This window comes from Pedobacter polaris, assembly GCF_005116505.1.
GTDB lineage: Bacteria > Bacteroidota > Bacteroidia > Sphingobacteriales > Sphingobacteriaceae > Pedobacter > Pedobacter polaris.
In genome coordinates this window covers 1,351,910-1,375,944 of the sequence record NZ_SWBR01000001.1, presented here as the reverse complement: position 1 = coordinate 1,375,944, position 24,035 = coordinate 1,351,910, and the positions used below count along the sequence as shown (strand labels likewise).

21 protein-coding genes are annotated in these 24,035 nt (G+C 34.7%); 2 read left to right on the top strand and 19 right to left on the bottom strand.

The features are described from left to right. Positions 1-4: 4 nt before the first annotated feature. The 13 genes from FA048_RS06155 to FA048_RS06095 all read right to left on the bottom strand — a co-directional run bounded on the left by FA048_RS06155 (position 5) and on the right by FA048_RS06095 (position 12,772). Positions 5-1,459 carry a glycoside hydrolase family 30 protein gene (locus FA048_RS06155; protein WP_136839310.1) on the bottom strand — a complete coding sequence of 485 codons (1,455 nt, stop codon included), beginning with the start codon at positions 1,457-1,459 and terminating at the stop codon, positions 5-7. A gap of 102 nt (positions 1,460-1,561) precedes the next feature. Then, positions 1,562-2,827: an MFS transporter gene (locus FA048_RS06150; protein WP_136839309.1), complete on the bottom strand. Its 1,266-nt coding sequence runs from the start codon at positions 2,825-2,827 to the stop codon at positions 1,562-1,564. 4 nt (positions 2,828-2,831) lie between these two features. Further along, on the bottom strand, positions 2,832-3,056 hold the full coding sequence (locus tag FA048_RS06145) for a hypothetical protein (protein ID WP_136839308.1): 225 nt from the start codon (positions 3,054-3,056) through the stop codon (positions 2,832-2,834). 6 nt (positions 3,057-3,062) lie between these two features. Continuing rightward, positions 3,063-3,653, bottom strand: coding sequence for a TetR/AcrR family transcriptional regulator (locus tag FA048_RS06140; protein ID WP_136839307.1), 591 nt, complete (start codon positions 3,651-3,653; stop codon positions 3,063-3,065). 52 nt (positions 3,654-3,705) lie between these two features. Further along, positions 3,706-5,013, bottom strand: coding sequence for a M23 family metallopeptidase (locus FA048_RS06135; protein ID WP_136839306.1), 1,308 nt, complete (start codon positions 5,011-5,013; stop codon positions 3,706-3,708). 55 nt (positions 5,014-5,068) lie between these two features. Then, entirely contained in the window at positions 5,069-6,784 is a 1,716-nt protein-coding gene (locus FA048_RS06130) for an STN and carboxypeptidase regulatory-like domain-containing protein (protein WP_225872482.1), read from the bottom strand. A 23-nt stretch (positions 6,785-6,807) separates the two neighbouring features. Further along, on the bottom strand, positions 6,808-7,773 hold the full coding sequence (locus FA048_RS06125; protein WP_136839304.1) for a FecR family protein: 966 nt from the start codon (positions 7,771-7,773) through the stop codon (positions 6,808-6,810). Beyond that, on the bottom strand, positions 7,773-8,351 hold the full coding sequence (locus FA048_RS06120) for an RNA polymerase sigma-70 factor (RefSeq protein ID WP_205943427.1): 579 nt from the start codon (positions 8,349-8,351) through the stop codon (positions 7,773-7,775). Before FA048_RS06120 ends, FA048_RS06125 begins: the two co-directional genes overlap by 1 nt. A gap of 57 nt (positions 8,352-8,408) precedes the next feature. Then, positions 8,409-9,911, bottom strand: coding sequence for a DUF4833 domain-containing protein (locus FA048_RS19690; protein ID WP_169306816.1), 1,503 nt, complete (start codon positions 9,909-9,911; stop codon positions 8,409-8,411). 10 nt (positions 9,912-9,921) lie between these two features. Next, the gene (locus FA048_RS06110) at positions 9,922-10,575 is read right to left on the bottom strand and encodes a head GIN domain-containing protein (RefSeq protein WP_136839303.1); all 654 of its coding nucleotides are present in this window, start codon (positions 10,573-10,575) and stop codon (positions 9,922-9,924) included. Between the two features lie 35 nt (positions 10,576-10,610). Then, positions 10,611-11,795, bottom strand: a complete 1,185-nt coding sequence (locus tag FA048_RS06105; RefSeq protein ID WP_205943426.1) for a hypothetical protein — start codon at positions 11,793-11,795, stop codon at positions 10,611-10,613. A gap of 222 nt (positions 11,796-12,017) precedes the next feature. Beyond that, on the bottom strand, positions 12,018-12,323 hold the full coding sequence (locus tag FA048_RS06100; RefSeq protein WP_136839302.1) for a GNAT family N-acetyltransferase: 306 nt from the start codon (positions 12,321-12,323) through the stop codon (positions 12,018-12,020). Positions 12,324-12,358: 35 nt separating this feature from the next. Further along, positions 12,359-12,772, bottom strand: coding sequence for a DUF1573 domain-containing protein (locus FA048_RS06095; RefSeq protein ID WP_136839301.1), 414 nt, complete (start codon positions 12,770-12,772; stop codon positions 12,359-12,361). Positions 12,773-13,014: 242 nt separating this feature from the next. Between FA048_RS06095 and FA048_RS06090 the strand changes: the two genes are divergently transcribed. Continuing rightward, positions 13,015-13,389, top strand: a complete 375-nt coding sequence (locus FA048_RS06090) for a hypothetical protein (protein ID WP_136839300.1) — start codon at positions 13,015-13,017, stop codon at positions 13,387-13,389. Between the two features lie 56 nt (positions 13,390-13,445). Further along, complete coding sequence (locus FA048_RS06085; RefSeq protein ID WP_136839299.1) at positions 13,446-14,618, top strand: MFS transporter; 1,173 nt, start codon at positions 13,446-13,448, stop codon at positions 14,616-14,618. A gap of 90 nt (positions 14,619-14,708) precedes the next feature. Here FA048_RS06085 and FA048_RS06080 read toward each other — a convergent pair whose 3' ends face one another. The 6 genes from FA048_RS06080 to FA048_RS06055 all read right to left on the bottom strand — a co-directional run bounded on the left by FA048_RS06080 (position 14,709) and on the right by FA048_RS06055 (position 23,958). Next, complete coding sequence (locus FA048_RS06080) at positions 14,709-16,583, bottom strand: RagB/SusD family nutrient uptake outer membrane protein (RefSeq protein ID WP_136839298.1); 1,875 nt, start codon at positions 16,581-16,583, stop codon at positions 14,709-14,711. 13 nt (positions 16,584-16,596) lie between these two features. Then, positions 16,597-19,644, bottom strand: coding sequence for a SusC/RagA family TonB-linked outer membrane protein (locus tag FA048_RS06075; RefSeq protein ID WP_136839297.1), 3,048 nt, complete (start codon positions 19,642-19,644; stop codon positions 16,597-16,599). 489 nt (positions 19,645-20,133) lie between these two features. Next, positions 20,134-20,358, bottom strand: a complete 225-nt coding sequence (locus FA048_RS06070; protein WP_136839296.1) for a CDGSH iron-sulfur domain-containing protein — start codon at positions 20,356-20,358, stop codon at positions 20,134-20,136. Positions 20,359-20,444: 86 nt separating this feature from the next. After that, positions 20,445-21,125, bottom strand: a complete 681-nt coding sequence (locus tag FA048_RS06065; RefSeq protein WP_169306815.1) for a GNAT family N-acetyltransferase — start codon at positions 21,123-21,125, stop codon at positions 20,445-20,447. A gap of 401 nt (positions 21,126-21,526) precedes the next feature. Further along, positions 21,527-23,500 (bottom strand): heavy metal translocating P-type ATPase, encoded by a 1,974-nt coding sequence (locus FA048_RS06060; protein WP_136839294.1) that lies wholly within the window; start codon positions 23,498-23,500, stop codon positions 21,527-21,529. Between the two features lie 44 nt (positions 23,501-23,544). Further along, positions 23,545-23,958 carry a Fur family transcriptional regulator gene (locus FA048_RS06055; RefSeq protein WP_136839293.1) on the bottom strand — a complete coding sequence of 138 codons (414 nt, stop codon included), beginning with the start codon at positions 23,956-23,958 and terminating at the stop codon, positions 23,545-23,547. Between the last annotated feature and the right edge of the window lie 77 nt (positions 23,959-24,035).

The window sequence follows — 24,035 nt, the reverse complement described above, 5'->3', positions numbered from 1 at the left end:
ATAGTTACTTTATCACCAAAGTACTAATAGAATGTGGCATGCTTGTAGTTTCTGCAGCATTACCTTGCACCCATAATTGGTATGGTAATTTCTGATCTGTATTGTTCATTACTACTACTACAATAGAACCGTCTGGATTTTTAAACGCTGTGCTAATTAACATGCTACGGCTAGGAGAGCTGATAATCCTTTTCGCTCCTGGCTTAATAAATTTAGAAAAATGACCAATGTAATAAAAGGAGTTTGTATAAAGTAATTTACCAGTTCTTGTGTCGGCATGAATTGGTGCAAAGCAAAAATTACCTACATGATTAGGGCCACCATTTTCATCTAAAAGGATATTCCAATCTGTCCAAGTAGTTGTTCCTGAATTAAAATCGTTGATCATTGATAAGCCGTAACGTTCGCCCAAAGCCCAATCGTTAATTCTATCAAAGCTAAATTTCTCTACACAACCCTCTGTAAAAACCAATTGCTTATCAGGGAAAGCTTCGTTTACTCTTTTAAGGTTTTCAAAATTTTGCGTACTCCCAGTCCATGTTTCATACCAGTGGAACCCAATACCCCAAATGTATTTTGCTGCTTCAGGATCACTTAATAAAGTGCTCGCTCTTTGATAAATTAAATCACGGTTATGGTCCCAAGCAATTAATTTTTTAGTCGCCATTTTATTTTTTTGCAAAGTTGGGCCTAAAAAGTTTTTAATGAAATCTCTTTCTTGTTCAGCACTATACACACATGACTCCCATCTCTGGGTAGCCATTGGCTCATTTTGTACAGTCAAACCCCAAATAGGCATACCCGCTTTTTCATATTCCTGGATAAATCTCACATAATAGTTTGCCCATGATTGATAATAGTCTGGCAACAAATTACCACCTTTTAACATGCTATTATTGGTTTTCATCCAAGCTGGGGGGCTCCATGGACTTACATATAAGTTAATTTTACCTCCAGCAGTTGCTGTAGCTTGCTTAATTAAAGGAATTTTAAATTTACGATCGTGCGCTATATTAAAGGTTTTTAAAGCCTTATCATTGTCGGCAACATAAGTATACATATCACTACTAAAATCGCAACTATTTATGTTTGTGCGTGCAATTGTATACCCAATTCCTTTAGTTTTATCGTAATATGAGGTGAGTAATTCTTGTTGTGTCGATTTTGGTAATTTTGCAAAAACTTCAGCAGAAGCATCTGTTATAGCGCCACCTATGCCAATAAAAGTTTGGAAAGTTTTATTTGGATCTATAAAAACCATTGTTTGGGTTTCTAAAGGTTGCTTTAACGTTTTAAAAGTTAACACATCCGTCTGCTCCATTGGCTTACCAGCATCTTTTACTGTAGAAAATACAGTTACTTTTTTGGCAGCATAAACAACTGGTTTTTGTTGAGCAAAGGTAGCTGTTGAGGCTAAAATAAAACCTGCAAGCAAGATTACTTTCGAATATCTATTCATTACATTTTAATTTGGACCTGCAATTTGCCCAAATAAATTTCCTTAAACAATAGTTATCGAAATTAAGTGTGTAAAATTTACACTATTGAAATAAAATTCCTATTATTCGCTAATAAAAACTTCATCTTTAATCACATCCGTTTTAATCGTTTTATCAGCTACTAATTTGCTTACCCTGTACATTAAAAGTATACTTATGATAGAGATAACTATAATTAAGTAGCCTACTATATTGTAATTTTCTAATGGACTGAATTGGGTTTTTTGTACTACAATTAAGCCCGAAACCGCAGCAGCAACCCCACCTGCAATTTGTTGCAAAGAAGAATTGATACTCATAAATGCTCCCCTATCTGCCATATCGGGCACTGCGCTAGTTAATGCTGATGAGGGCACCATTCTGCTCATGATTCCCATCATCATTAAAATATTTAAAACAACTACTAGCCAGAATGGAGTTGCGCCAAGATTGGTATAGATTACACACATGATCATCATCCAAGTAGATGCAATTGCAAATATTTTGAATTTGCTAACACGATCACTTAAACGGCCAATTGCAGGCATGATCAGTAAAGAACATAAACCAGAAATGGTAAATAACAATACCAACTGTTCATTAGAAATTTTTAAGTTATTAATGGCGAAAGCGCTACCAAATGGCATCATCATAAAACCACCAATAGATAACAATGCCGTAGCCATGAAACCAATACGATGTTTACGTTTTCTGACGGTATGCCATAAGTGTAAAAATACTGATTTATCTTTTTGGATTGCCAAGTGAAGATTAACAGGCTGCAATTTAACAATGATAATTATTGCAATTACGATTGCCAATCCAGCAATCATAAAAAATGGTGCTTCCCAATTCCATTTGTTAGCTAAGGCTAATCCAATTGGCACACCTAAAACCTGGCTCGCACCAAAACCCATTTGTACAAATCCCATTACTCTGCCTCGCTGTTGAAGATTAAAGATATCAGTAATAATGGCCATGGAAATAGAGCCTATAACACCACCAAATAAACCTGTAATGATACGAGCTGCAACAAGTTCTGCATAAGTGTGTGCTAAACCGCAAAAAATTGTTCCGGCAATAAAACCAATATAAAAGAACAGTAATAACTTTTTACGGTCAAAACGATCTGCAAAACCTGCAGTGAGCAATCCAGAAATACCAGCACTGAAGGCATAAGCAGAAACTGCAAAACCAAATGCTTTAGGCTGCAATGCCATTGATTTCATCAATATATCTCCTAATGGAGACATTACCATAAAATCTAATATTACTGTAAATTGTGTAATTGCTAAAAGGAATATAACGAGTTTTTGATAGCCAGTAAACGGTATAACTTCTTGTTTCATTATATTATATTAATTCACAGCAAAAATGACCATGATTATTTATCAATTCAATTATTTGTTGGTGGTTTAAAGTAAAAGACTCTACCCTAAGCACGCAATCTTGATCATCAAGTGCGATATTCCATTTAGCAATACCCTCATGGCCATCTAAAATATTTTGAAGCTTAGATTTGCATTCCTCGCTTGTAATGTCTGTTTTAAATAATAAGATATGATCTAAATTTTCCATTTGCTTTTAATTTTTTAATGCTTTGATCACTAAGTCGAATGTTTGCCATAAAACCCGATCTGTCATTTTAAAGGGCATGCCACCTACACTTTGTCCCTCCCTGTCAAAACGTATTAACGAGTAAAGTGGGGCATAAGCTACAGACCAGAAAACTTCTAATGGCATCATATTAATTTCGCCTCTACCTACTACATTGTGCATAAATTCACTAATGATAACTTTGAATTTTTTCATAAAGTTTTCTAGAAACTTTACTTGATAAGTTGAAGTTCTGAGTTGTTCGAAAAATAAATAAGCGAGTGGGTTCTCCATAACGTATTCATACCTATTCTTCCATTGAATACGCATTCCATCTTCAAAAGAGGCTTTTGGGTCAAAATTTTTAATCATTGCGTCAGCCATTTTATCGCCTTCTTCTTTAGCAATGCTGATAATTAAATCATCTTTATCCTTATAATAGATGTACAGCGTAGCTACAGAAATATTGCAATTTTTGGCAAGCTTGTTCATGCTAAAGCCTTCAAAACCATCCTTTACGAAGCTTTCTAACGCTTTTTGTTTAACAAGATTAACCTTATCCTCATCTCTAATTCTCATGCAACAAATATAAATGAATATTCATTCATTTATAAAGTATTTTTAAATATTTTTATTTGTTAATCCAACCCGATTGATTGTTGCTATTTAACACTAACTGATAATCTCCAAAACTTCCCAGTACGCTAACTATTTCCCCATTTTTAAGGTTAAGTTTAATTGCAGCTGTTGTGTCTGGCTTATCGAAAACAGCTTGGTCATCTATATTTATTTTATATTTTGCAATCGCCTTTACAGTTGGTGAAAGTTTATTACTCCCCAAATAACCAATACTTCCATCAGGCAATTCTATTCTATAATCATTTCCAGTTGCAGCCATAACCCTTAAAATAGTTCCCGCTTTTAATGAGACTTCTTGATTGTCATTTATCTTTAAAATGGCATTGGCATTAGTTCTCATAGTAGCATTTAAGGCAGTTGTTGAACTTAAGATTTTTGGTGGTGCTTGTATCTCTGGATTGATAAAAGGAAACGGATCTATTGCCCCATTGTTTGTATAAATTCCGAAGTGCAAATGCGGTGGTGTTGTTTTTGCATTCCCTGTATTACCCATTCTGCCTAACGTATCGCCTTGCAAAACTGCCTGTCCATCTGTTACCATTTGTTCATCTAAATGGGCATAATACAAAGTGTAATTTTTACCTTCTGGACGAAACCAAACTACTTTACCACCCAAATTATTTGAATTTACCCGAGTTACAGTACCAGCAGAAACTGCCAATACTGGAGTACGGAAGGTTGAAAAAATATCAATTCCTTCATGCTGTCTTGCACCTTCATCTCTTCCAACACCGTACAAACTTTGAATTTGGTTTTTGTTGGCTGATTTTAATGGATAACCTAAAGAGGGGCCAGTTGTAATGGCTAAAGTATATGATCCGCTACCTAACAACTCGGGCTGTAATCTTAAAATGTAGGTACCAGTTTTATCAACATCTAATTGGATGTTATTGCCAAGCGTATCAGCAGATGCAATTAATTTATAATTTACTCCTTCATGTTCCCAAATATCTAGGTAAATCATAAATTCGCTAGTTGGTTTTCTATCTAAATTTACTTGAAGCTTTTGCCCTCTGGTTAATTGAAATTTAAAGGCAACAGCTTCAATTTTATCTGCAGAGAAATATCCCTTTTCTTGGAAAGGTAGTTTAATAGAAAGCGCTTTCTGCAAGCTTTGCTGGGCATTGTTAATCCACATGGTACCCATAGCAGTTTGATTCAGTCCTGCACTAACTAATTTCCTCTCATAAGCCTCATGCGGTGTTGCAGGTTTTAACAAATTAAATGGCCCACTTTTACAAGAAACCAGAATTAAGCTTAACAGCAAAAAACAAAAGACTAAAACACTTAACTTTCTCATTAATTTACAGTTATATTTTTACAACAATAAAAAAGCAATGATGTTTTAGCAGCAATTACATTATGGTTATACCGGCATTAAAGCCTAACCAACCTTTGTAACCGTTTATGGTTTGGTGTTTATTCGGCACAATTTGTTGTTTATAATTTGTAGCACTAGAACCTATTGGAGCATTACTGAAATAGTAATTATAGGTTGGTCCGCCAAAAATGCTAAAACCTTTAAACAATTGTATTTGAAGATTTGCCTGAAACTTGGTTAAAATGTTTGAGTAATCCCAGTTGCCTAAATGTAATTGTTGTGCTGTTAATTCGGTTGCAATTGAGATGGTTTTGTTAAAAATAAAATCATGCCCAAAGCCTAAACCAAAAGTTTCGATTGTTGCAGTGTCAGAAAAGTTTTTTCCGGCCATAAGTATAGTATAGAGTGATGCATTTCCAGTTTTTAAGGAAATATTGGCATTAATCAGATCATTAGTTGATAAGCTGATTTTATGATAACCTGTTTTTACAAAATTGAGCAAACCAAAACTTATCCCAGTTGAGGTATCAGCAACGTTAATTAATCCCAGTTGAAACCCTTTGTTGTTTCTGGTGTAATTAAAAATCCCTGCTATTTGCATCCCCTTTAGTGTCCTAGAACTCATATTTCCTAAGGCTGCTATTTGCATTCCATTCATTTCACGACTACTAATATTTGCCAAACCAGTTAGCTGAACCCCTTTCATACTTTTGGAAGCAACATTACCTAGAGCAGAGATTTGAAATCCCTTTACGTCTTCCTTAACCATGTTCGCTAAGCCAAGTTGTACCCCTCTTGTATTACCCCGAACGTTATTTATTAAACCTGCAACTTGCACTCCATTAACAGAGCCACCAACCACATTAAATAAACCTGCTACCTGTACCTTATTTACATCGCCTTTGGTTAAATTAAATAAGCCAGCAACTTCTACACCATTTACACCTGCAGTATAACCACCTAATAAATTTAAAGAAACCTTATTTACTACTTTAGAACTCATCATTCCATGAGAACTCAACCCAGGCGTTAATGAAGCCTGGAAGGGAGTATTTGCTAAAAAATTAGGAATATTTATATTCTGAATGCGTTGCTTAGTAGATAGAAAAAATTTGCCAATCCCTAAATCTTCTATTGCATTAGAAAAAAATGCTCCTTTTTCTTTATCTGGATCATCATAACCTTGTGGCCTGATATCAATACTAGATAAAAAGACCAATGCTGTATCTCTGTAAGTCTCTTTACTTGCTGTTAAAATAATAGCTGAATGCTCACCCTTAAACTTTAAGTTAAAAAAACCATCGTCATCTGTTAAGGTACTTTGTAGTAGTTTTTTCTCATAAACGCTTGCCTGTTTTACCTTTTTTCCAGTTTCTGTATCAATTACATAACCGCTAATCATGTATAAATTTTCAGCTGTTGTAATGTTCTCTGCTTCTATTGTAAAATGGTTTACCGCATAGCGAAGAATGATATATTTATCGTTCTCTTTGTAATCTACTTTTCCATCAAAAATCTGATCTAACACATCTCTAACTGGTAAACTTTTAGCATTTAACGTTACTAAGCTATCTTGCTTAAACAATGCACCATTGTATGCAAAATAAAAATTTCCGGCAGTGCTAATTTGCTGCAACACTGTACTAACTTTTTGTTTTTTAATATCAAATGTTACTCTCTTAGAAAGATTGTTCTGGTGATTAGCAACAGGCGTTTGTGCGTTACAAAAACTGGCTAAAAAAATAAACATTAGAAGTAGTTTGCTGTTCATTACTATTTATTAGACAACAGAATTTCTTGTTGGTTACGAGAAACTTTTAATTTCAATACATCGCAGATATACTTTAGGTTATTTTCTAAAGAACCTAATTCTAATGTGATATAAATGGTTAAGTTTTTAACATCATCCGTTAATACAATATGGCTACCGTAGGCTTCATTTAAAACTTCTACTAACTTAGGAAGCGGTGTATTATTGGCAATAAAAAGTTGTGTTCTGTAATAGTTATATAACTGATCTTCACTTTTATTTTTGATTAGTTTTTTAGTATTTGCATCTATTAAAATTCGCTCTCCTTTAATTAGTTTAACTTCTTCATTACCCAAAGAAACTTTAACAATTCCGCTTTCTACAACTACTTCAATTTGATCTTTTAGGTGTTTGATATTAAATGATGTGCCCACAACTTCTACAGCAACCTTATCAATTTCAATTACAAAAGGACTACTCTTGTCGTGTGCAACATTAAAGAAAACATCTCCCTTTTTTAAATGTACACTTCTGTTATTTCTAAAATTTCTGGCAAAGCTGATTTCAGAATTTTTATTGATTGTTAATTCAGAACCATCTGGAAGTGTTTGACTGATGATCTCATTTCCAGAAACAATGTCTTTATAGGTTGCTGCAAAGAAATTATAAGCTGACCAAGTACCAATTGCAATTACAAAAACAGCGGCAATTTTTAACCATGTATAATTTCTTTTTAATGGCTTAACTATAGTCTCTTTCTTAACTGGAATAGCCACTGTTTTGGCCTTAAACTTAACCCAAGCTTCATTTTCATCAACAACTGTTTGTTCATTTAAATCGTCACTAGCATCCCATATTTTTTCAAATTGGGCAAAATAAGTTGCGTTCTCGGTACTGGCCGATAACCAATTTTGCACTTCAGCATTTTCTTCCTCGTTAGTTTCTTTAAGCAGAAACTTTATCAATAATTCATCGTTCATGCTTTCCATTAATTTATAAAATCTTTATAATGAGCCATTCCTATTAAGAATAAAATCAGGAAATCTACCAATTTCAAACGCAAAATTTTAAGTGCCTTACCCATTTGGTTTTCTACCGTTTTTATAGATATGCCCAATTGTTCAGCAATTTCCCTATATTTTAGTTCTTCAAATCTGCTCATCTGAAATATTGTTCTGCATTGCTCTGGTAATTCATTTAATGCAATCCTTAAGTTAAATTGCAATTCAGTTAATTCTATTTTAGCAGCGGCAGATTCACTTAATTCGCTTGTCGTGTTTTTTGTAAAATCCTGGTATTTTACTTTCACTTTTTCATGCTTTAAATAATTGAGGCTATCGTTATAAATGCTTTTATATAAATAAGCTTTAATCGAAGTCTCTACATTTAACAAATCTCTTTTCTCCCAAAATCTTAAAAACATATTTTGCACTATTTCTTCTGCAAGGTCTAAGTCTTTTAAAATCATGTTGGCATAAGCATGCAAAGCCTTATAGTGAGCTTTAAATAAGTGCTCAAAAGATTGATCGTTATACGTATTTATAGGAATTGTTTGCGTTAAATTCACTTGTTCTCTTGTTGTTTCAAATATATTGGTTTTTAAGCTTAAGCATGATTCTTAAATTTAACCCAAATTAATTCTTTTTAAAATCTCTATTCCATTTGCACTGCTTGTGGTAAAAAGATCTATATATTCTACTTTTGGAAACCAAAAAGAACCACCCTTAACCTTTACAAAAACTCTTTTTAGCAATAAATTTTTGCCTTCATCTTTAATGTACATTCTATATTGCTGGTCTTCTTCAGATTTTAATAAATACATGGCCATTTTCTGATATGCAGCCAATCTGATCTCAAAGGCTCCATTACCAATTGCTTTACATTTTACACCATAAGCAAACCTTTTTTCAATAGCTGTTAAATCTTTACACCTGCCATTTTCAGTATATCTAATCCAAGAGCCTTTAACTGGCGACTTATAATTTATTGAACCATCTGCTTCATAATTGAGCTCATAAATTACGGTGTTTGCATCAGGGGTTCTTTGTAAAAAAAACAGTAAATCTTTCCCCCTTGGTACTGGCAAATTAGCTTGTTTAGGTTCTTGTGCAATAACCAATTGGCTTAACACAAGCATCAATAAAATAACCACGGTTTTAATTGCTATTGTATTTACTTTTTTAGTTTTTAGCACTGATTTTTCAACCTTGTTTAATTTATGCTTGTATATTTTTGCCGGACTAGCAAAAATAAAGAACAACATTTCTTTAATTCCATCGCTATGTTTTACATCATATAGCATATCTCTATATTCATGGAAATTAAGTACAAACGGATTGGTTTTGTTCTCTACTGGAGTTGTTAATCCATATACAGGTTTTTCTTCTTCATATTGAAAAGAGCCAAAAATATGATCCCAAATCATCAACGTAGCACCAAAGTTTTTATCTAAATATTTCTCTTGACTTCCGTGATGTACACGATGATTTGAAGGTGTGCCGAAGTACTTCTCAAAAAATGGATGCAATTTGCCTATAGCTTCTGTGTGTACCCAAAACTGATAAAGTGTACTTAGTTGACTTGCCACAAAAAATATTACCGGATGAAACCCTATTAGTGCAACCGGAATAAAAAATATAGTTTTAAAATGCTGCACCCAGCTTTGCCTAAAAGCTACCGTTAAATTGTAATGCTCAGCCGAATGATGTACCACATGTGTTGCCCAAAAGAAACGATTGTAATGAGAAAATCTGTGCGACCAATAACTACAAAAATCATAAGCAATGAAACAAGCGATTAGCGTCCACCAGTTCAATTCAATTCGCCATGAGAGTTGATTATAAATCCAAATGGCCCCAGTTATTAACACGGTTTTCATTAATAGATTTACTATTAAATTGCCCAAACCAACCCATAACGACCCCTGTGTTTCTTTGTTCTCATAAGTTTTATGTTCGCTAAAATATGATCCAACAAACTCTAAAACAGTAAATAAAATAATTGCGGGCATGGTATAAACCATTAGGTTTGGAGCATTACTTTGTAAATGATATACATCTGTTAAGGCAATTTTTTCAGCTCCAAAAATAGAGCTGAAATATTGCAAATAAGGTTGAAGGTTGATCATAATCTTAGCTTTAAAGTTTGATTACTTTGCCAGATCCACTGATGTGGGATTCTACTGTTGCATTGCCTGAATAATAGACCTTACCGCTGCCACTAATAAATGCTTTCAGCTTATCTTTAATCCTAATTTTTGCATCTCCACTTCCAGAAATAGTAACATCAGCATAATCACATGTTATTTTTTCAGCGTCTGCCTTACCAGACCCAGAAATGTTAATGTCCATTTCCTCAACAAGCATATTGCTTTTGGCAATAATATCTCCAGAGCCACTGATCTCAAAACTTAAAAAATCAATGAATGGAAAATTTCCATTTAGACCAATTGTTCCACTTCCACTTATAGCTACACTTTTAATGGTTGGCATGGTAACAAATATTTCAATGTCATTCCGTTTAACATTAACATGTTCATAACTTAAGTGCAGTTTTCCGTTTACAACATTGGTTTTAAAGTAAGGTATCAAGTTGCCAGAGCCTTTAAGTTCTACTTTATATTCATTTCCATAATTGACATGAACATTGTTAGATCCGCTGGTATAAATTTTAGTAAAAGTTCCTGGATTCCTTGTTTCTGAAATTACATTACCATCTGCAGTAATCCTATCCTTTTCACAAGAGGTTAAGCATATAATGGCTATAAAACTAACTGTGATTAATTTTTTCATAATAGTAAGATCTGTGTGTGTTAATAATTGGTGATTTAAAAAATGATATTGATACCGCCTCCATAGCCAACATATAGAGTCTGCTGAAAATCAGACCGTTGATTTTGCCATTGTTCAATATGTTTTTTTGGATTTAAAGCCTTGCCTTCAATTGTGTTTGTGCTTACAAAATTCAAAGCAGGTCCACCGAAGATTTCGAGATGTTTACCAAGTTTAAGGGCAGGCAAAAGCTTAAAAGATGTTTTAAAATATTCGCCTTCTTTAAAGCTTTCTATTGAACCTCCTGTTAATTCGACATTAAGCCTGAAGGTGCTAGATTGAAAGAAATGAGCCCCAAAGCCAGCTTCGAAAGCATAAACTTCATCTTCGTTTTTAAAGTTATAGCCAACTCCAAGTATGCCATATAAAGTTCTACCACCAGACCTGAAAGTGAGCATGGTTGTCTGATTTTCATCTGCACTAAGCCCAATGCTTTTTTCTCCGTTTTTAACAAAGTTGAGGATACCAATCGGAAAATCGCTACTGTCTGCAATGTTAATGAAACCGGCTATTTGTGTGCCTTTAACTTTTCTAGCAATATTGATAAACCCAGCAAATTGCGAACCTTTTACATCTTTTGCCTTGTTCATAAAACCTGCTAACTGTGAGCTTGAAGCATTTTTTGCAATGTTCATAAAACCAGCCATTTGAGGGCCTTTAATGTTTGATGACTTATTAAGAAAACCTGCAAATTGAGCCCCATTAACATTCATGGCCACATTGGTAAATCCTGCAAATTGTACGCCTCTTAAATTTCCATGGGCAATATTAGCAAAGCCTGCAAATGCAGCGCCATCTCCTTCATGATAGGTGTTTGCAAAACCTGCAAGTAATGCACCATTTGCTTTTTGACCAATATGATTATAGAAACCTGCAAACTGAGTACCGTAAGTATCGTTACGTACTATATTGGCAACACCTGCAAAAGCAAAGCCTTTTTCTACAGACGAAACTCCGGCTAATAAATTTATCGAAAGGTTATTTGTGTCTAATACAGCATGTTTGCCATTGCTGCTTATCGGATAAATTAAACCAACATGTACTTTTGTTGAATTTTGCTGTTGAGCTTTGCCAATATATCCGCTGGTTAAAAATGCCAGCAATATAATGGCTTTGAAGAATGAGAGACTAAATCTAGTTTTAGCTTTAAAATTATTGTTTTCGTTGGGAGTAATTTTCATTTTTTTGTCTGATTTTAAAATGAGACAACGAAAAGAAGCTTTACCCCTACGTGAGTATAAAAAATATTTTAACTTATATTTAAATATCTATTTATCAAATAATTAAAATAAACTTAAGTTTGTATTTTAAAAGGAAACTAGATTAATTTACTCCTTAAATGCAAGTTTTAAAACCGTTTTTTACTAAGGAAACGGCTGACAAACATGCTGAACTATTGTACTTTACTGATCTTCTTTGGCTTTATTCCAAATATCTTCAAAGTCTGCTGGATGCCTTTTAAATTGAGCATGTACATAGGGACAAAGTGGCGTAACTTTTAAACCTTTTTCTCTTGCATAGGCAACCATTGCATTTAGCATCAACTTTGCTAAACCTTGTCCTTCTGCTTTAGGCAAAACTTCGGTATGGTAAACAACCATTTCCTTATCGAAAATAGCCAGCGCCATTTCTCCTAATTGCTCTTCTCCATCCAAAATGAGGAAAGCACCCCTACCTTGTTCATTTAATTTTAATACTGGATTATTCATCTGTAGCAGTTAGTAAATAAAAAGGGATAGTGGTATTATTTAGAAGATGTTTTTGTTGTTGTTGACTCTGCAATAACTTCACCTTTAAAATAAACAGCCTTTGAAGGTTCTGTTGCATTAGATTTAACGGTAACATTTTTATTAAATGTACCCAATGCTGCTGCATTATAGGTTAAAGTAATTGAGCCCATTTTGCCCTTTAACACAGGTGTGGTGGTAAACTTAGCTATTGTACATCCACAAGTTGGCTCTACACTGCTAATAATTAAAGGTTTATCACCTATATTGGTAAATTTCATTTCTACCGAAACTGGTTTCCCCTGTATAATTTTCCCAAAATCGTGACCATTTGGTTCAACAAACTTAAATTGAGGTTCTGTATCAATTTTCATAGCTGTAATTGCAATGAAACCTAGCACTAGTGTAAATAGGAAAATTAATTTTTTCATGGAATGTTTTTTAATAAACGAATATAAATTCAAATCATTTAAAAACCTAAAATTTAAACAACAATAGCTCATTATATTAAAAAATTCTGCAAATTCTTATCAAAAATAGAGTTGTTAGACCTTAATATAAACTCGTAAAAAATTAGTAGTTAACACTTTAAGTGATTATTACTGTAAAAAAATTTGCTGCTGTATAATTAAATATCGATATTTACCAATCTCCCTAAATTTAATTAATGCTTATGAAAGTAAAGTTTTTAGATTATTACAACATTGCATCCAATTTAGTGCTTTGCACTTTCGTACTTGGATTCATTAATGTTTTTGTTCGCGGGCTTACTAGCACAGAAGATTTAATTATAGCTGGATTAGTGTTGGTTTTAAGGTATTTTTCTGCTATTCTTATTAAAAGACGCTTTGCAATAGGCAAATACTTATTACTTATTTTAATTGCCAGAAACATATATAAGCTTTGTGACATTACAGTATCCACAGGCGCCGATACGGTAGCGATATCACTTATTGTAATTCAAATCATAATGACGGTAGGTGCACTTGTTTTAATTACCAAACTACCTGCAAAATTTGATTTTAGAAAAAAATACATCCGCTCCTAACATTATTGCATATTACTTATTTAAAGCATTATTTTTAAAAAATTAATGCTTTTTTAATGAACAGGATTTTACCCACAATTGTTATCTCTCAGTTTTTCTGTACTTCATTGTGGTTTGCAGGAAATGCCGTAATGGCTGATATTGCACTTCGTTTCAACTTATCTAATAGCTATTTAGCCTACCTTACAAGTGCTGTACTTTTAGGTTTTATTACAGGTACATTAGCCTTCGCGGTTTTGGCAATTTCAGACCGGTTTTCTCCCTCAAAAATATTCTTTAGCTGTGCTATAATTTCTGCTGTAATTAATTTGGGCATTACCCTAAATGAAATTAGTTCAGTAGAGTTAATGTTGTTTAGATTTTTAACTGGATTTCTGCTTGCTGGCATTTATCCCATTGGGATGAAAATTGCAGCAGACCACTACCAAAAAGGATTGGGGAAATCATTAGGCTTTTTAGTAGGAGCTTTAGTTATTGGCACTGCATTTCCCCATTTTTTAAAAAGTATGTTGGCAACATTGCCTTGGAAATATGTTATCTATTCTACATCATTACTTTCAACAATTGGTGGTTTCGCCATGTTGTTTTTAGTTCCTGATGGACCCTTTCGCAAAACTAGTCAAAAACTAAAGTTAAACAGCTTTATGCAGAGTTTTAAAAATGAAAAATTTAAATCTGCAGCATTTGGGTACTTCGGACACATGTGGGAGCTTTATTCTTTTTGGGTCTTTGTTCCGGTTATCTTAACTACCTACAATAATCGGCACCTTAACACTAACCTAGATGTTTCTCTTTTATCATTTGTAATTATTGTTGTAGGTAGTTTAGCTTGTTTATTTAGTGGGCTGATTGCTGAACGTTTCGGGGCCAAGAAAATTGCAACAATTTCATTGGCTATTTCAGGTCTATGTTGCATCATTTCTCCACTTATTTTAGTCAGTTCTTCATCCGTTGTATTACTAACTTTCTTATTGATATGGAGTATGGCAGTAATTGCAGATTCTCCTCTATTTTCTACTTTGGTTGCACAAAATGCACCAGATGCAACTAAGGGGACTTCTTTAACCATTGTAAACTGTATCGGCTTTGCCTTAACTATAATTAGCATACAATTTATTGACGCACTAAGAAATAAGATAGATGCCCAGTACATTTATATGTTTTTAGCAATTGGGCCTGCTTTTGGGTTAGGCGCACTGCTTAAAAAAAGCAAGGTTAGCAAAAGTTAGTTAGTATGCTAGATGATGTGGAGCAATAAAAAAAGGCAGACTTATTAAAGTACTGCCTTTCTTACTAAACAAACTTAACTAAATTGTATTTTAAGGAATTTTATCCAATGCCGGAACATTGTTTTCATATCCTGTATAACCTTTATTTTGGTTGATACGGCCTTGTGTGTTGAAACGTTGAGCTGTTCCTGGTACTGGCCATAAAACGTGAAAAGGAGATATTTTAAAGTTTACACCGGAAATAGTTGGCACTTTATTTCTGTAAAAATCATTTTTTTCGATAATTCTATCGTAGAAAAAGTTATTGTCTGAGAAAGCAGCCAAATTATAGGTTTTGCCATTATATGCAGGCTGACCAGTTTGGGCAAAAATATAAGCTATACGCGTTAACTCAGTTTTACGAGGCTCTTCATAGTAGAGTTCTCTTGCTCTTTCATCTAAAATTGTTCCGATAGTGATAGTAGATGCATTTGTAAGTAAGGTTGCATTAGCTCGGGCTCTAACCTGATTGATATCGGCCATTGCCAACCCTAAATTATTTTTCCAATAATAAGCTTCTGCACGCAACAAATAGGTTTCAGCTAGCCTGAAAACATACCAATCTGTATTTGTACCTCTTGGTGGCGACCAATATTTATCAACTGCTAATGCATTGGTAGAGTTAATGAAAGTTTTGTAGTGCGGCCATCCAAAAAAGTGGCGAATGGTATCTAAACCTTTATTTAAAAACATATTGTTAACGTTACCAGCAGTTACATCTACCAATGGTTTTCCATAAAGTGCTTTTTCCGTAGGGTTTGATGAGTTTTTAAGGGCTGGATTATTATAAACCAAATCGGTCATGTTCACCCACATGCCTGGTGCATGGCGATAATCTGTATTGTCTGTCCATATATGTTTGGTACTATATGATGTCCCACGATACCTTCCGATTCCTCTTCCATACATCAATGTTAAAGGGATTTCTACAGTAACACCATCTACTATTGCCTGTGTTAAACCACTTGGTGTTTTCAAGTTAGCAAAATGCCATGCAGGCACACAATTACGCATTACTTGAGAGCCATTCGCTGTAGCCCCTGCCAATGTTTCTCTATCAATCACTAAAAACAAAGCTTCTCTATTTGTTGCAAGTGCCTTGTTATCCATTCTATGCAAATCCCAAATCACATTTTTTGTAGCATCTGATGCGGTACTTCCAAAACGTGTTGTCATTAAGCCGTATTTGCCACCATTTATTACATTATTGGCGGAAGTAATTGCATCATCAAAATCACCTAAGGCCAAATTAACTTTAGTTAATAAATGACTAACCGCACCTTTGGTAACTTCTCCTTTATCAACTGCATCAAGCACCCAAGTTTGTGCAAATAATAAATCTGATTTCATTTGCTTAAGAATAACCTCTCTTTTTGTAGAGAAATAATCAAGCTTTGGCTCGGTTAAATCTTTCAAGATTAGGGGCACATCACCAAATTGGTGCACTAAACGATAATAATAATAAGCACGATAAAAATATGCAGATCCAAGGATTGCATTTTTTTCTGCATCATTTTTATAAGTAGGGGTATTGATGTTGCTGATGATAGAGTTAGCATATCTTACACCTCTGAAACCTTCCGTCCAATAAAAACCAATACGGTTAAAATCTGGGCTATTCAAGTTAGCATCTGGCGTAACACGGGTATCCATATCCTGAGCTTGGGTGCTTTTATCTGTCGTTCCGTCTACCGCAACATCAGAAAATATAGCCTCGGTAACTATTGGTGCCATATCATCAAAAAATTCTCTTTTTGTATTAGCTCCTAATCCGGCCAAAGCCCCTTTCATACCTGATACACTATTGTATGCAAACTCAGGTTCAAATTTCGAAAGGTATTCTGAGTCTAGGTATGACTTTTTACAGCTACTCACTACTGTGAGAAATAATACTGCAATTATTAATTTTTTATTTAAAGTTTTCATATCGGTCAATTGATTATAAAGAAAGATTTAAGCCCAAAGTGTAATAAGTTGGTGTTGGCCCATTATTTTGAGGATCCCACTGGTTCCAATCTGGTGAGTAAACGGCAGCATTATTAATGTTAAAGTAAACTTTAGCAGTTTGTACTTTCACTTTCTCAAGTAATGATTTAGGAATTGTATAAGCAATGGCAACAGTATTTAACCTAATAAACGAGCTTTTGCTGTATACATTAAAGTTAACACCACTAAAATTAGAGCCTAAACGAGCATATTCGTTTGTTGGATTTTGAGGTGTCCAATACGGTAATATGTATGAACTGGTACGACCAAAACCAACACTTCCTGGTTGATTTAACCTTTGATTATCTTGTGCTTTTTGACCCCAGTTAGAAATCAACTGAAATGAAACATCGAAACTTTTGAAAAGATTAAACTCATTTCTCATTGCCCAAGTGAACCTAGGGTTACGGTATCCTAAAAATTGCTTATCAACATCAGAGTAAGCATAATCACCATTAATATCTTGCAATTTAAAATCACCCGGTTTAATGCCTTTGTTAAATTTATTAGCTTCAGCCACTTCATTTTCTTGCCATACACCTAGAATTTTGTAATCCCAAATTACATCAATATCCTGTCCAATAAACCAACCATTTCCTAAATCATTATTAGGCGTTGCCAGTTTAATAATCTTGTTTCTGTTTAGCGAGAAGTTCATAGAAGTATTCCAAAGCACTTTACCAGATGTTAGGTTTCTGCTGTTTACAGAAATCTCAAAACCTTTATTGCTTACTGCACCAATATTAGAAAACACATTATTATAGCCTGATACATCAGGAAGGGTTTGGCTAATGATTAAATCTGAAGTTTTTTTATCGTAGTATTCGAAAGCACCGCTTACTCTATTGTTTAAAATAGCCCAGTCTAAACCAACATTTAATGCTTTGGTTTTTTCCCAAGCTAAATTTGGATTTCCAATTCTATTGGCAATTACAATTGAATTAACCTCTGCAGCTGCTCCACTTGTGTTCACTGCTTGATATTTTCCGGCATCTACTGAGAATAGGTTAGCATAAGGATCTGAAACCCTATTTCCATTGAACCCGTAAGAAACTCTAATTTTACCGAAGTTAAGCCAAGTAATAGGTTTCATAAATTCTTCTTCGGTAAAGGTCCAAGCTACTGCAGCAGAAGTAAATGTTGCACTTTTATTTTTATCTCCAAAGCCAGAATATCCATCTTTACGAGCCGTAAATGTAAAGTTGTACCTGCTCATTAATGAGTAGTTTAACCTTCCCATTAGCGCATTGCCCGTATACACATTATCATCACTTGTAATTGATGGTTTAATACCACTTCCTAGATTATGGTAACCTAATATATCGCTAGGTGCAAAACCTTCATTGCTAGATGAGGTATACCATGATTGGAATTTCTCTGCATTTGCCAATAAGGTAACATCAAAATTATGTATTTTTCCTATTGTTCTATTCCATTTTAATAGATTATCTGCTTGCCAATTGTAACGAGTTTCTTGAGCCCTTGATGCAGAACCTCCAAGAACTGTTACGTTTGGATTTTTTGATGACGAATGGTTAAAAGTACGGTACATATCTATTCCCGGACTAAAATTTAGGGAATAAACAATTCCAAATGGTAATTCTGCTTTTACCAGCAAACTACCAAATAAAGTATTTTGTTTAACCATCCTGCTATTATAGGTTGGATTTAGAAATGGATTTCTAGCATTTAGACCATTATCATCTGTAGGAATTCTTCTTAGCGTTCCATCAGCGTTATAAAAATCTCCATAAGGAGATAGGTTTGTCAACTGACCCCAATCTGCTTCAATTGCCCCTTCATCACGATCAGCATATTGCAGATTTAAACCTAAAGTTAAAAACTTAGCTGCCTTTGCTTCTAAATTTACTCTTGTTCTGAAAGTACTAAATTCTCCACCTTCAATTAAGTTCTCGTTTTTTAGATAACCCAAAGACATGTAATAATTAAGCTCTTCTTTTCTACCAGACATGCTTACGGTATGGTCTTGACGTTGGCCTGTACGGAATAATAGATCATACCAGTCCGTTTCTTTTCCGGCCAAGTAATTTGCTTTTTCGTTTGCTAATAAGCCCAAACGACTTAACCATAAGTCTGTTGGATTTGTACTCGTTTGACCATTTAACCATTGCGTTAATGTAACGCCTGCGGGTAAATTGTTAGGATCGTTATAGATGTAAGCCGGTTGAGTTCCAGGAGCCCTTAATACATCAGCCCTCCACAAAAGAAAACCTGGCCCATCATAAACTGGCTGATCTTTTGAAAGTGTTGCAATTCCGTAGTTGGTATTGAAATTAATTGTTGGCGTGCTTGATTTTCCTTTTTTAGTAGTGATGGCAACCGCTCCAGTAGCAGCTTTTGAACCATATACAGCCAATGAACTTGCATCTTTTAAAACATCAATTGTTTCAATGTCATTTGGGTTGATATCTGATAACTGACCGATATAAATCACTCCATCAAGAATAATTAGTGGAGATGTGCCAGCAGTTAGCGATGTTTTTCCCCTCACTAGTAAATCGCCCCCTCCTTTTGCACTCGTATTCATACCAACGCTTAAGCCCGGAATGTTTCCTTTTAAAATGTCTGCTACACTTTGTGGATTTTCATTTTCCAGCTGTGTTGCCCTAACACTTGAAACAGCACCAGTTATATCTTTCTTTCGAGCTGTTCCGTACCCAATAACCACCACATCTGACAACTCATTTACAGCTTCAATTAATTCGATATTAATTTGAGTTCTATTGTTAACTGGAACCTCCTGTGTTTTGAAGCCAAGCATTGTAAAAACTAACGTTGCATTGGGAGCTGCACCAATAGCATACACACCCTCGCCGTTGGAGGAAGTCGCTATTTTTGAATTTTTAACGTTTACGGATACTCCAGGTATTGGAGCTCCACTTTTGTCCTTGATACTACCTTTAATCACTACATCTTGTGCGTAACAAAATGTAAAGGCAGTTAGGACCATACTTACAAGTAGGGTAACTGTTTTTCTCATGTTTATATTTGGTTAAATAATTACGTCACAAAACCCTAGGCAATAAGCCTAGTTGCTCCCTCTCTATTAATTAAACACTAATTTTCCAATGCGCCCAGTATCACATTATTTGCTATTAAAATGAATAACATGAGGAACTAAATGAGCGTGATTTGGTAATGCTTAATTAAATTATGCTGGGAGTAAAGCTATTCTAAAAAATAACAAATGCAAAATAAAAATTAACGTAAAATGCTTATTATTAGTTAGTTATATATTTTTTGATACGCTTAATCCGCAAGAAAATTCACGCTAAAAAGCTCTGTAATATTCACGTGACGATTATTTAAGATTTTAGCCAATACGCTTAATGCGCAAGAAAAAAAAACTGTAAAATAGCGTAATTTTAGCGTTTAAGAAGTAGAAATGACTAGGCATAGCTATGCCCTTACAGAAATAGCACTGATAAAAAAAGCAAGGAGAGAAAGTATTAGTGAATAGAGAAAGAACCTAAACTTTTTTAGGAGGCAAATCAAAAGCAATGGCTTCGTGCTCAAAGTGGCCATTATGAGACCCATCACAAAAAGGTTTATTTTTAGAAAGTCCGCAACGGCAGATGGAAAGTACTGTTCTTCCTTGTAAGCCGTATGTATCGCCATTTCTATCAACGATTTCAAAATCGCCTTCTATTTTAACAGAACCGTTATTATTGATTGTAAGTTTAGTTTTCGACATTTCTTTTTGTTTCAAACAAAGCTAGATGAATGGAATGATACCATCGAATCTCATTTTAATTTAGAAACATTCTGTATGCGTAAATGTCAGGCTTTTTGTATCACATAAGCAATCATACTTTTTCTGATTTTAAAGCCAATTTTCTCATATAATTTGATGGCGCCAACATTGTCATTTCTAACATGTAAAAAGGGAATTTCAGATTTACCTAGTATTCGTTTAATTTGTTCACGCAAAAGATGATAAGCATGGCCATTGCCCAAATGTTCTGGATGGGTGCAAACCGCGCTAATTTCGGTATATGGAACCGGATTAAAACGATGGCCTGCCATAGCCACTAATTTCTCATCTTTAAACACACCTGTATAATTACCAAAATCTATTGTTCTTGCTAAAAAAGGTCCGGGTTGGGTAAGTTTTACTAATTCTATCATTTCATCTACATGATGATCTGATAAATCTTTATAATCTTTCTCTTCTCCCTTTGGTATATCTTTTCCCTCATATACCAACTGAAGCATATCAATGTGGTTCATCAGTTTCCATTTAGCTGGTATTTGGAGTTGAATTGGAGAAAAGACAATAAATTTACTTTCCTCAGGGCTATGCCTATAAAGTGTTTCAAAATCCTGATCATCATTATTTTTAAGCCCTGCAAATAAAGCAACTGCTGTGCTGTAATATTTTGCATTTCCCTTACCTTTTGCAAAAGCACTATGACCAGAAATTAAAGCATGATAAATAGGATTATCTAAAATATGGCTCATAGAAAGTATAAGGTTTAGGCTCAAATATAACTTGTTTAGCATTATCAATTAAATGAGCTGTGTAAAAGCTGTGTTGTATTTTGTAAGTTGTTATACTCATATCATAATCGTGATTGGTTAAGCAATCGTTCGAGAAAAAAGCAATTTTTAAAATAACAGCTAGTAAGAACAAATTAGATAATAAGACTTATTTATAACCGATATAGGGGGAGCTATAGGGCTAGATACGAAGCAAACTAGAATATATGTCGCGGTAAGGTCGCCGTAATGTCGCCTTAAGGTCGCTGTAAACTAAGATAATAATTGAAATTTCGACGTATTCGTCGGATGAGAATAATTAATCAAATATACGATTTTATGCCCAAATGTCACAATTTTATGGTCATCTATGCCATTGGAAACTAAACCTTCTTCCGCTGAATTCTGACTGCATTTAAAATTGCCAGAAAAGCTACTCCAACATCAGCAATTACTGCCTCCCACAGATTAGCTACACCAAAAGCTCCCAATGATAAAACGGCAACTTTAACCGACATGGCTAAACCGATATTTTGCCAAACAATGTTACGGGTGAGTTTGCCAATTTTAAGTGCTGTAACAATTTTTAAGACCTGGTCATTCTGAATAACAATATCAGCAGTTTCTATTGCCGCATCACTCCCTAAACCGCCCATGGCAATCCCTGCATCTGCTAAAGCAATTACAGGAGCATCGTTTACACCGTCACCAACAAATGCAATGTGTCTACCCTCATTTTTTAGCGCTTCTACTTTTGCTACTTTCCCCTCTGGCAACAAATCGCCATAAGCATTATCAATTCCTACTATTTTTGCTACCTGATCTGCTACAGCTTGTTTATCTCCAGAAAGCATTACCGTTTTGATGTTGAGTGCGTGCATTTGCCTAATGGCTTCTTTTGCATCTTCCTTAATCTCATCGGCAATGGTAATGTAACCTGCATATTTCTTATTTATAGCAAGCACTACAATGGTATCTATAATTTCTGTTAGCTCTTTCGGATAGTTGATGTCGTATTTTTTTAAGAGCTTCAAATTTCCTGTGAGTACCTCTTTATCGCCAATTATACCTACCAAGCCATGCCCGGCAATTTCTTCTACCTCAGTAGCCTTTTCGTCACCAATTGCTTCTCCAACATAATCAACAATGGCTTTAGCTACCGGATGAGTTGAATTACTTTCTAAAATGGCTGCAAGCTTAATTAGCTCTTTTTCACTTATCCCATCAGCAACTACTACTTTCTGAACTTTAAAAACACCTTTGGTTAATGTTCCGGTTTTATCCATCACAATGGTGTTAATTTTAGTCATTACATCTAAAAAATTTCCACCCTTAAAAAGGATTCCATTTTTAGAGGCTAAACCAATTCCACCAAAATAGCCTAAGGGAATAGAGACCACCAATGCGCAAGGGCAACTGATAACTAAAAACACCAAAGCCCTATACAACCAATCGTTAAACACATAATTTTCTACTACTAAATATGGAATGAGGGCTAATGCCAATGCCAAAAAGAATACAATTGGGGTATAGACTTTTGCAAACCTAGAGATGAAAAGTTGGGTTTGAGATTTGCGGGAAGAAGCATCTTGAACCATTTCTAAAATCTTGCTCAACTTACTATCTTGAAAAAGGGCTGTTACCTTAATTTCTGAAACGGTATTTAAATTGATCATTCCTGCAAGTACAGTATCACCTTTGTATTTCGTATCGGGTCTACTTTCGCCTGTTAATGCCGCAGTATTGAAAGCACCTTGATTAGATAGTAGTTCGCCATCAAGCCCTACTTTTTCTCCGGCTTTTACTTGTATAATCTCATCTAATTTGATTGTTCTGGCATTGAGAACTTTAGCGCTTCCATCTCTAATTACAGTTACTTCATCTGGTCTAATGTCTAACAACGCTTTGATGCTTGCTTTTGCTTTATCAACCGCAGCATCTTGAAACCATTCTCCTATTGAATAAAATACCATTACTGCTACACCTTCTGCATATTCTCCGATGTAAAAAGCACCTAAAGTAGCCACACTCATGAGTACAAATTCATTGAAAATATCTCCCCTCATCACTTTACGGATTGCCAATTTAAGCACTCCCCATCCTGCTAAAAGATAAGCGAAAGCATTTACGGCAAGAGAAATCCATTTAGGAAGTTGAATGCCAAAGCCATAATCCATTACAAGTACACAGACCAATATGCCTAAACCTATCAGTAAACCTAAATGTTGCTTCCATTGCGGCCCATCAGCCTGGCCATGATCGTGGCTATGTTCATCTTCAGCCACTGCTGTTGATTTAGGGTGCGTATGTTCGTGCTTAATTTCTACTATATCATCGTGGTTGCAACAATCTTTCATGCTGTAAATTTACATGGAATTGTATTGCAATGGTATTGCAAAGATTACTCGCTACAATTTGAGCAAATGCCTTTAACTACCAATTGCGTTTCTAAAACTTTGTAGGTACTTGGCAATTTCACTTCTGGAATATGGGTTTTTGGCAGGCAATGCGTCTCTTTACATTCTAAGCAATAAAAGTGAACGTGTAGGTCATGATGGCCTTCTACATTACAGCCTGGTGCACATAACGCAAACTTGGTTATCCCACTTCCATCTTCAATGCGATGTACAAGTCCATTTTCTTCAAATGTTCTAATGGTGCGGTATAATGTTACCCGATCCGTTCTTCCCATTTTTAACTCTATATCGGTGAGGCTTTGGGCTGCAGATTGATCTAACAAAAAATTCAAAACAACCAAACGCATTGCCGTTGGTTTAATTTGGTGTTTTAAAAGTCTTTGTTCTGAATCTTTCATTGCTGTTATTTACAAGCAAAATTAGTGTAATTATTAATCCGCTTGTTCATCTAAGCCATTTTAAATTTAAGGGGTTA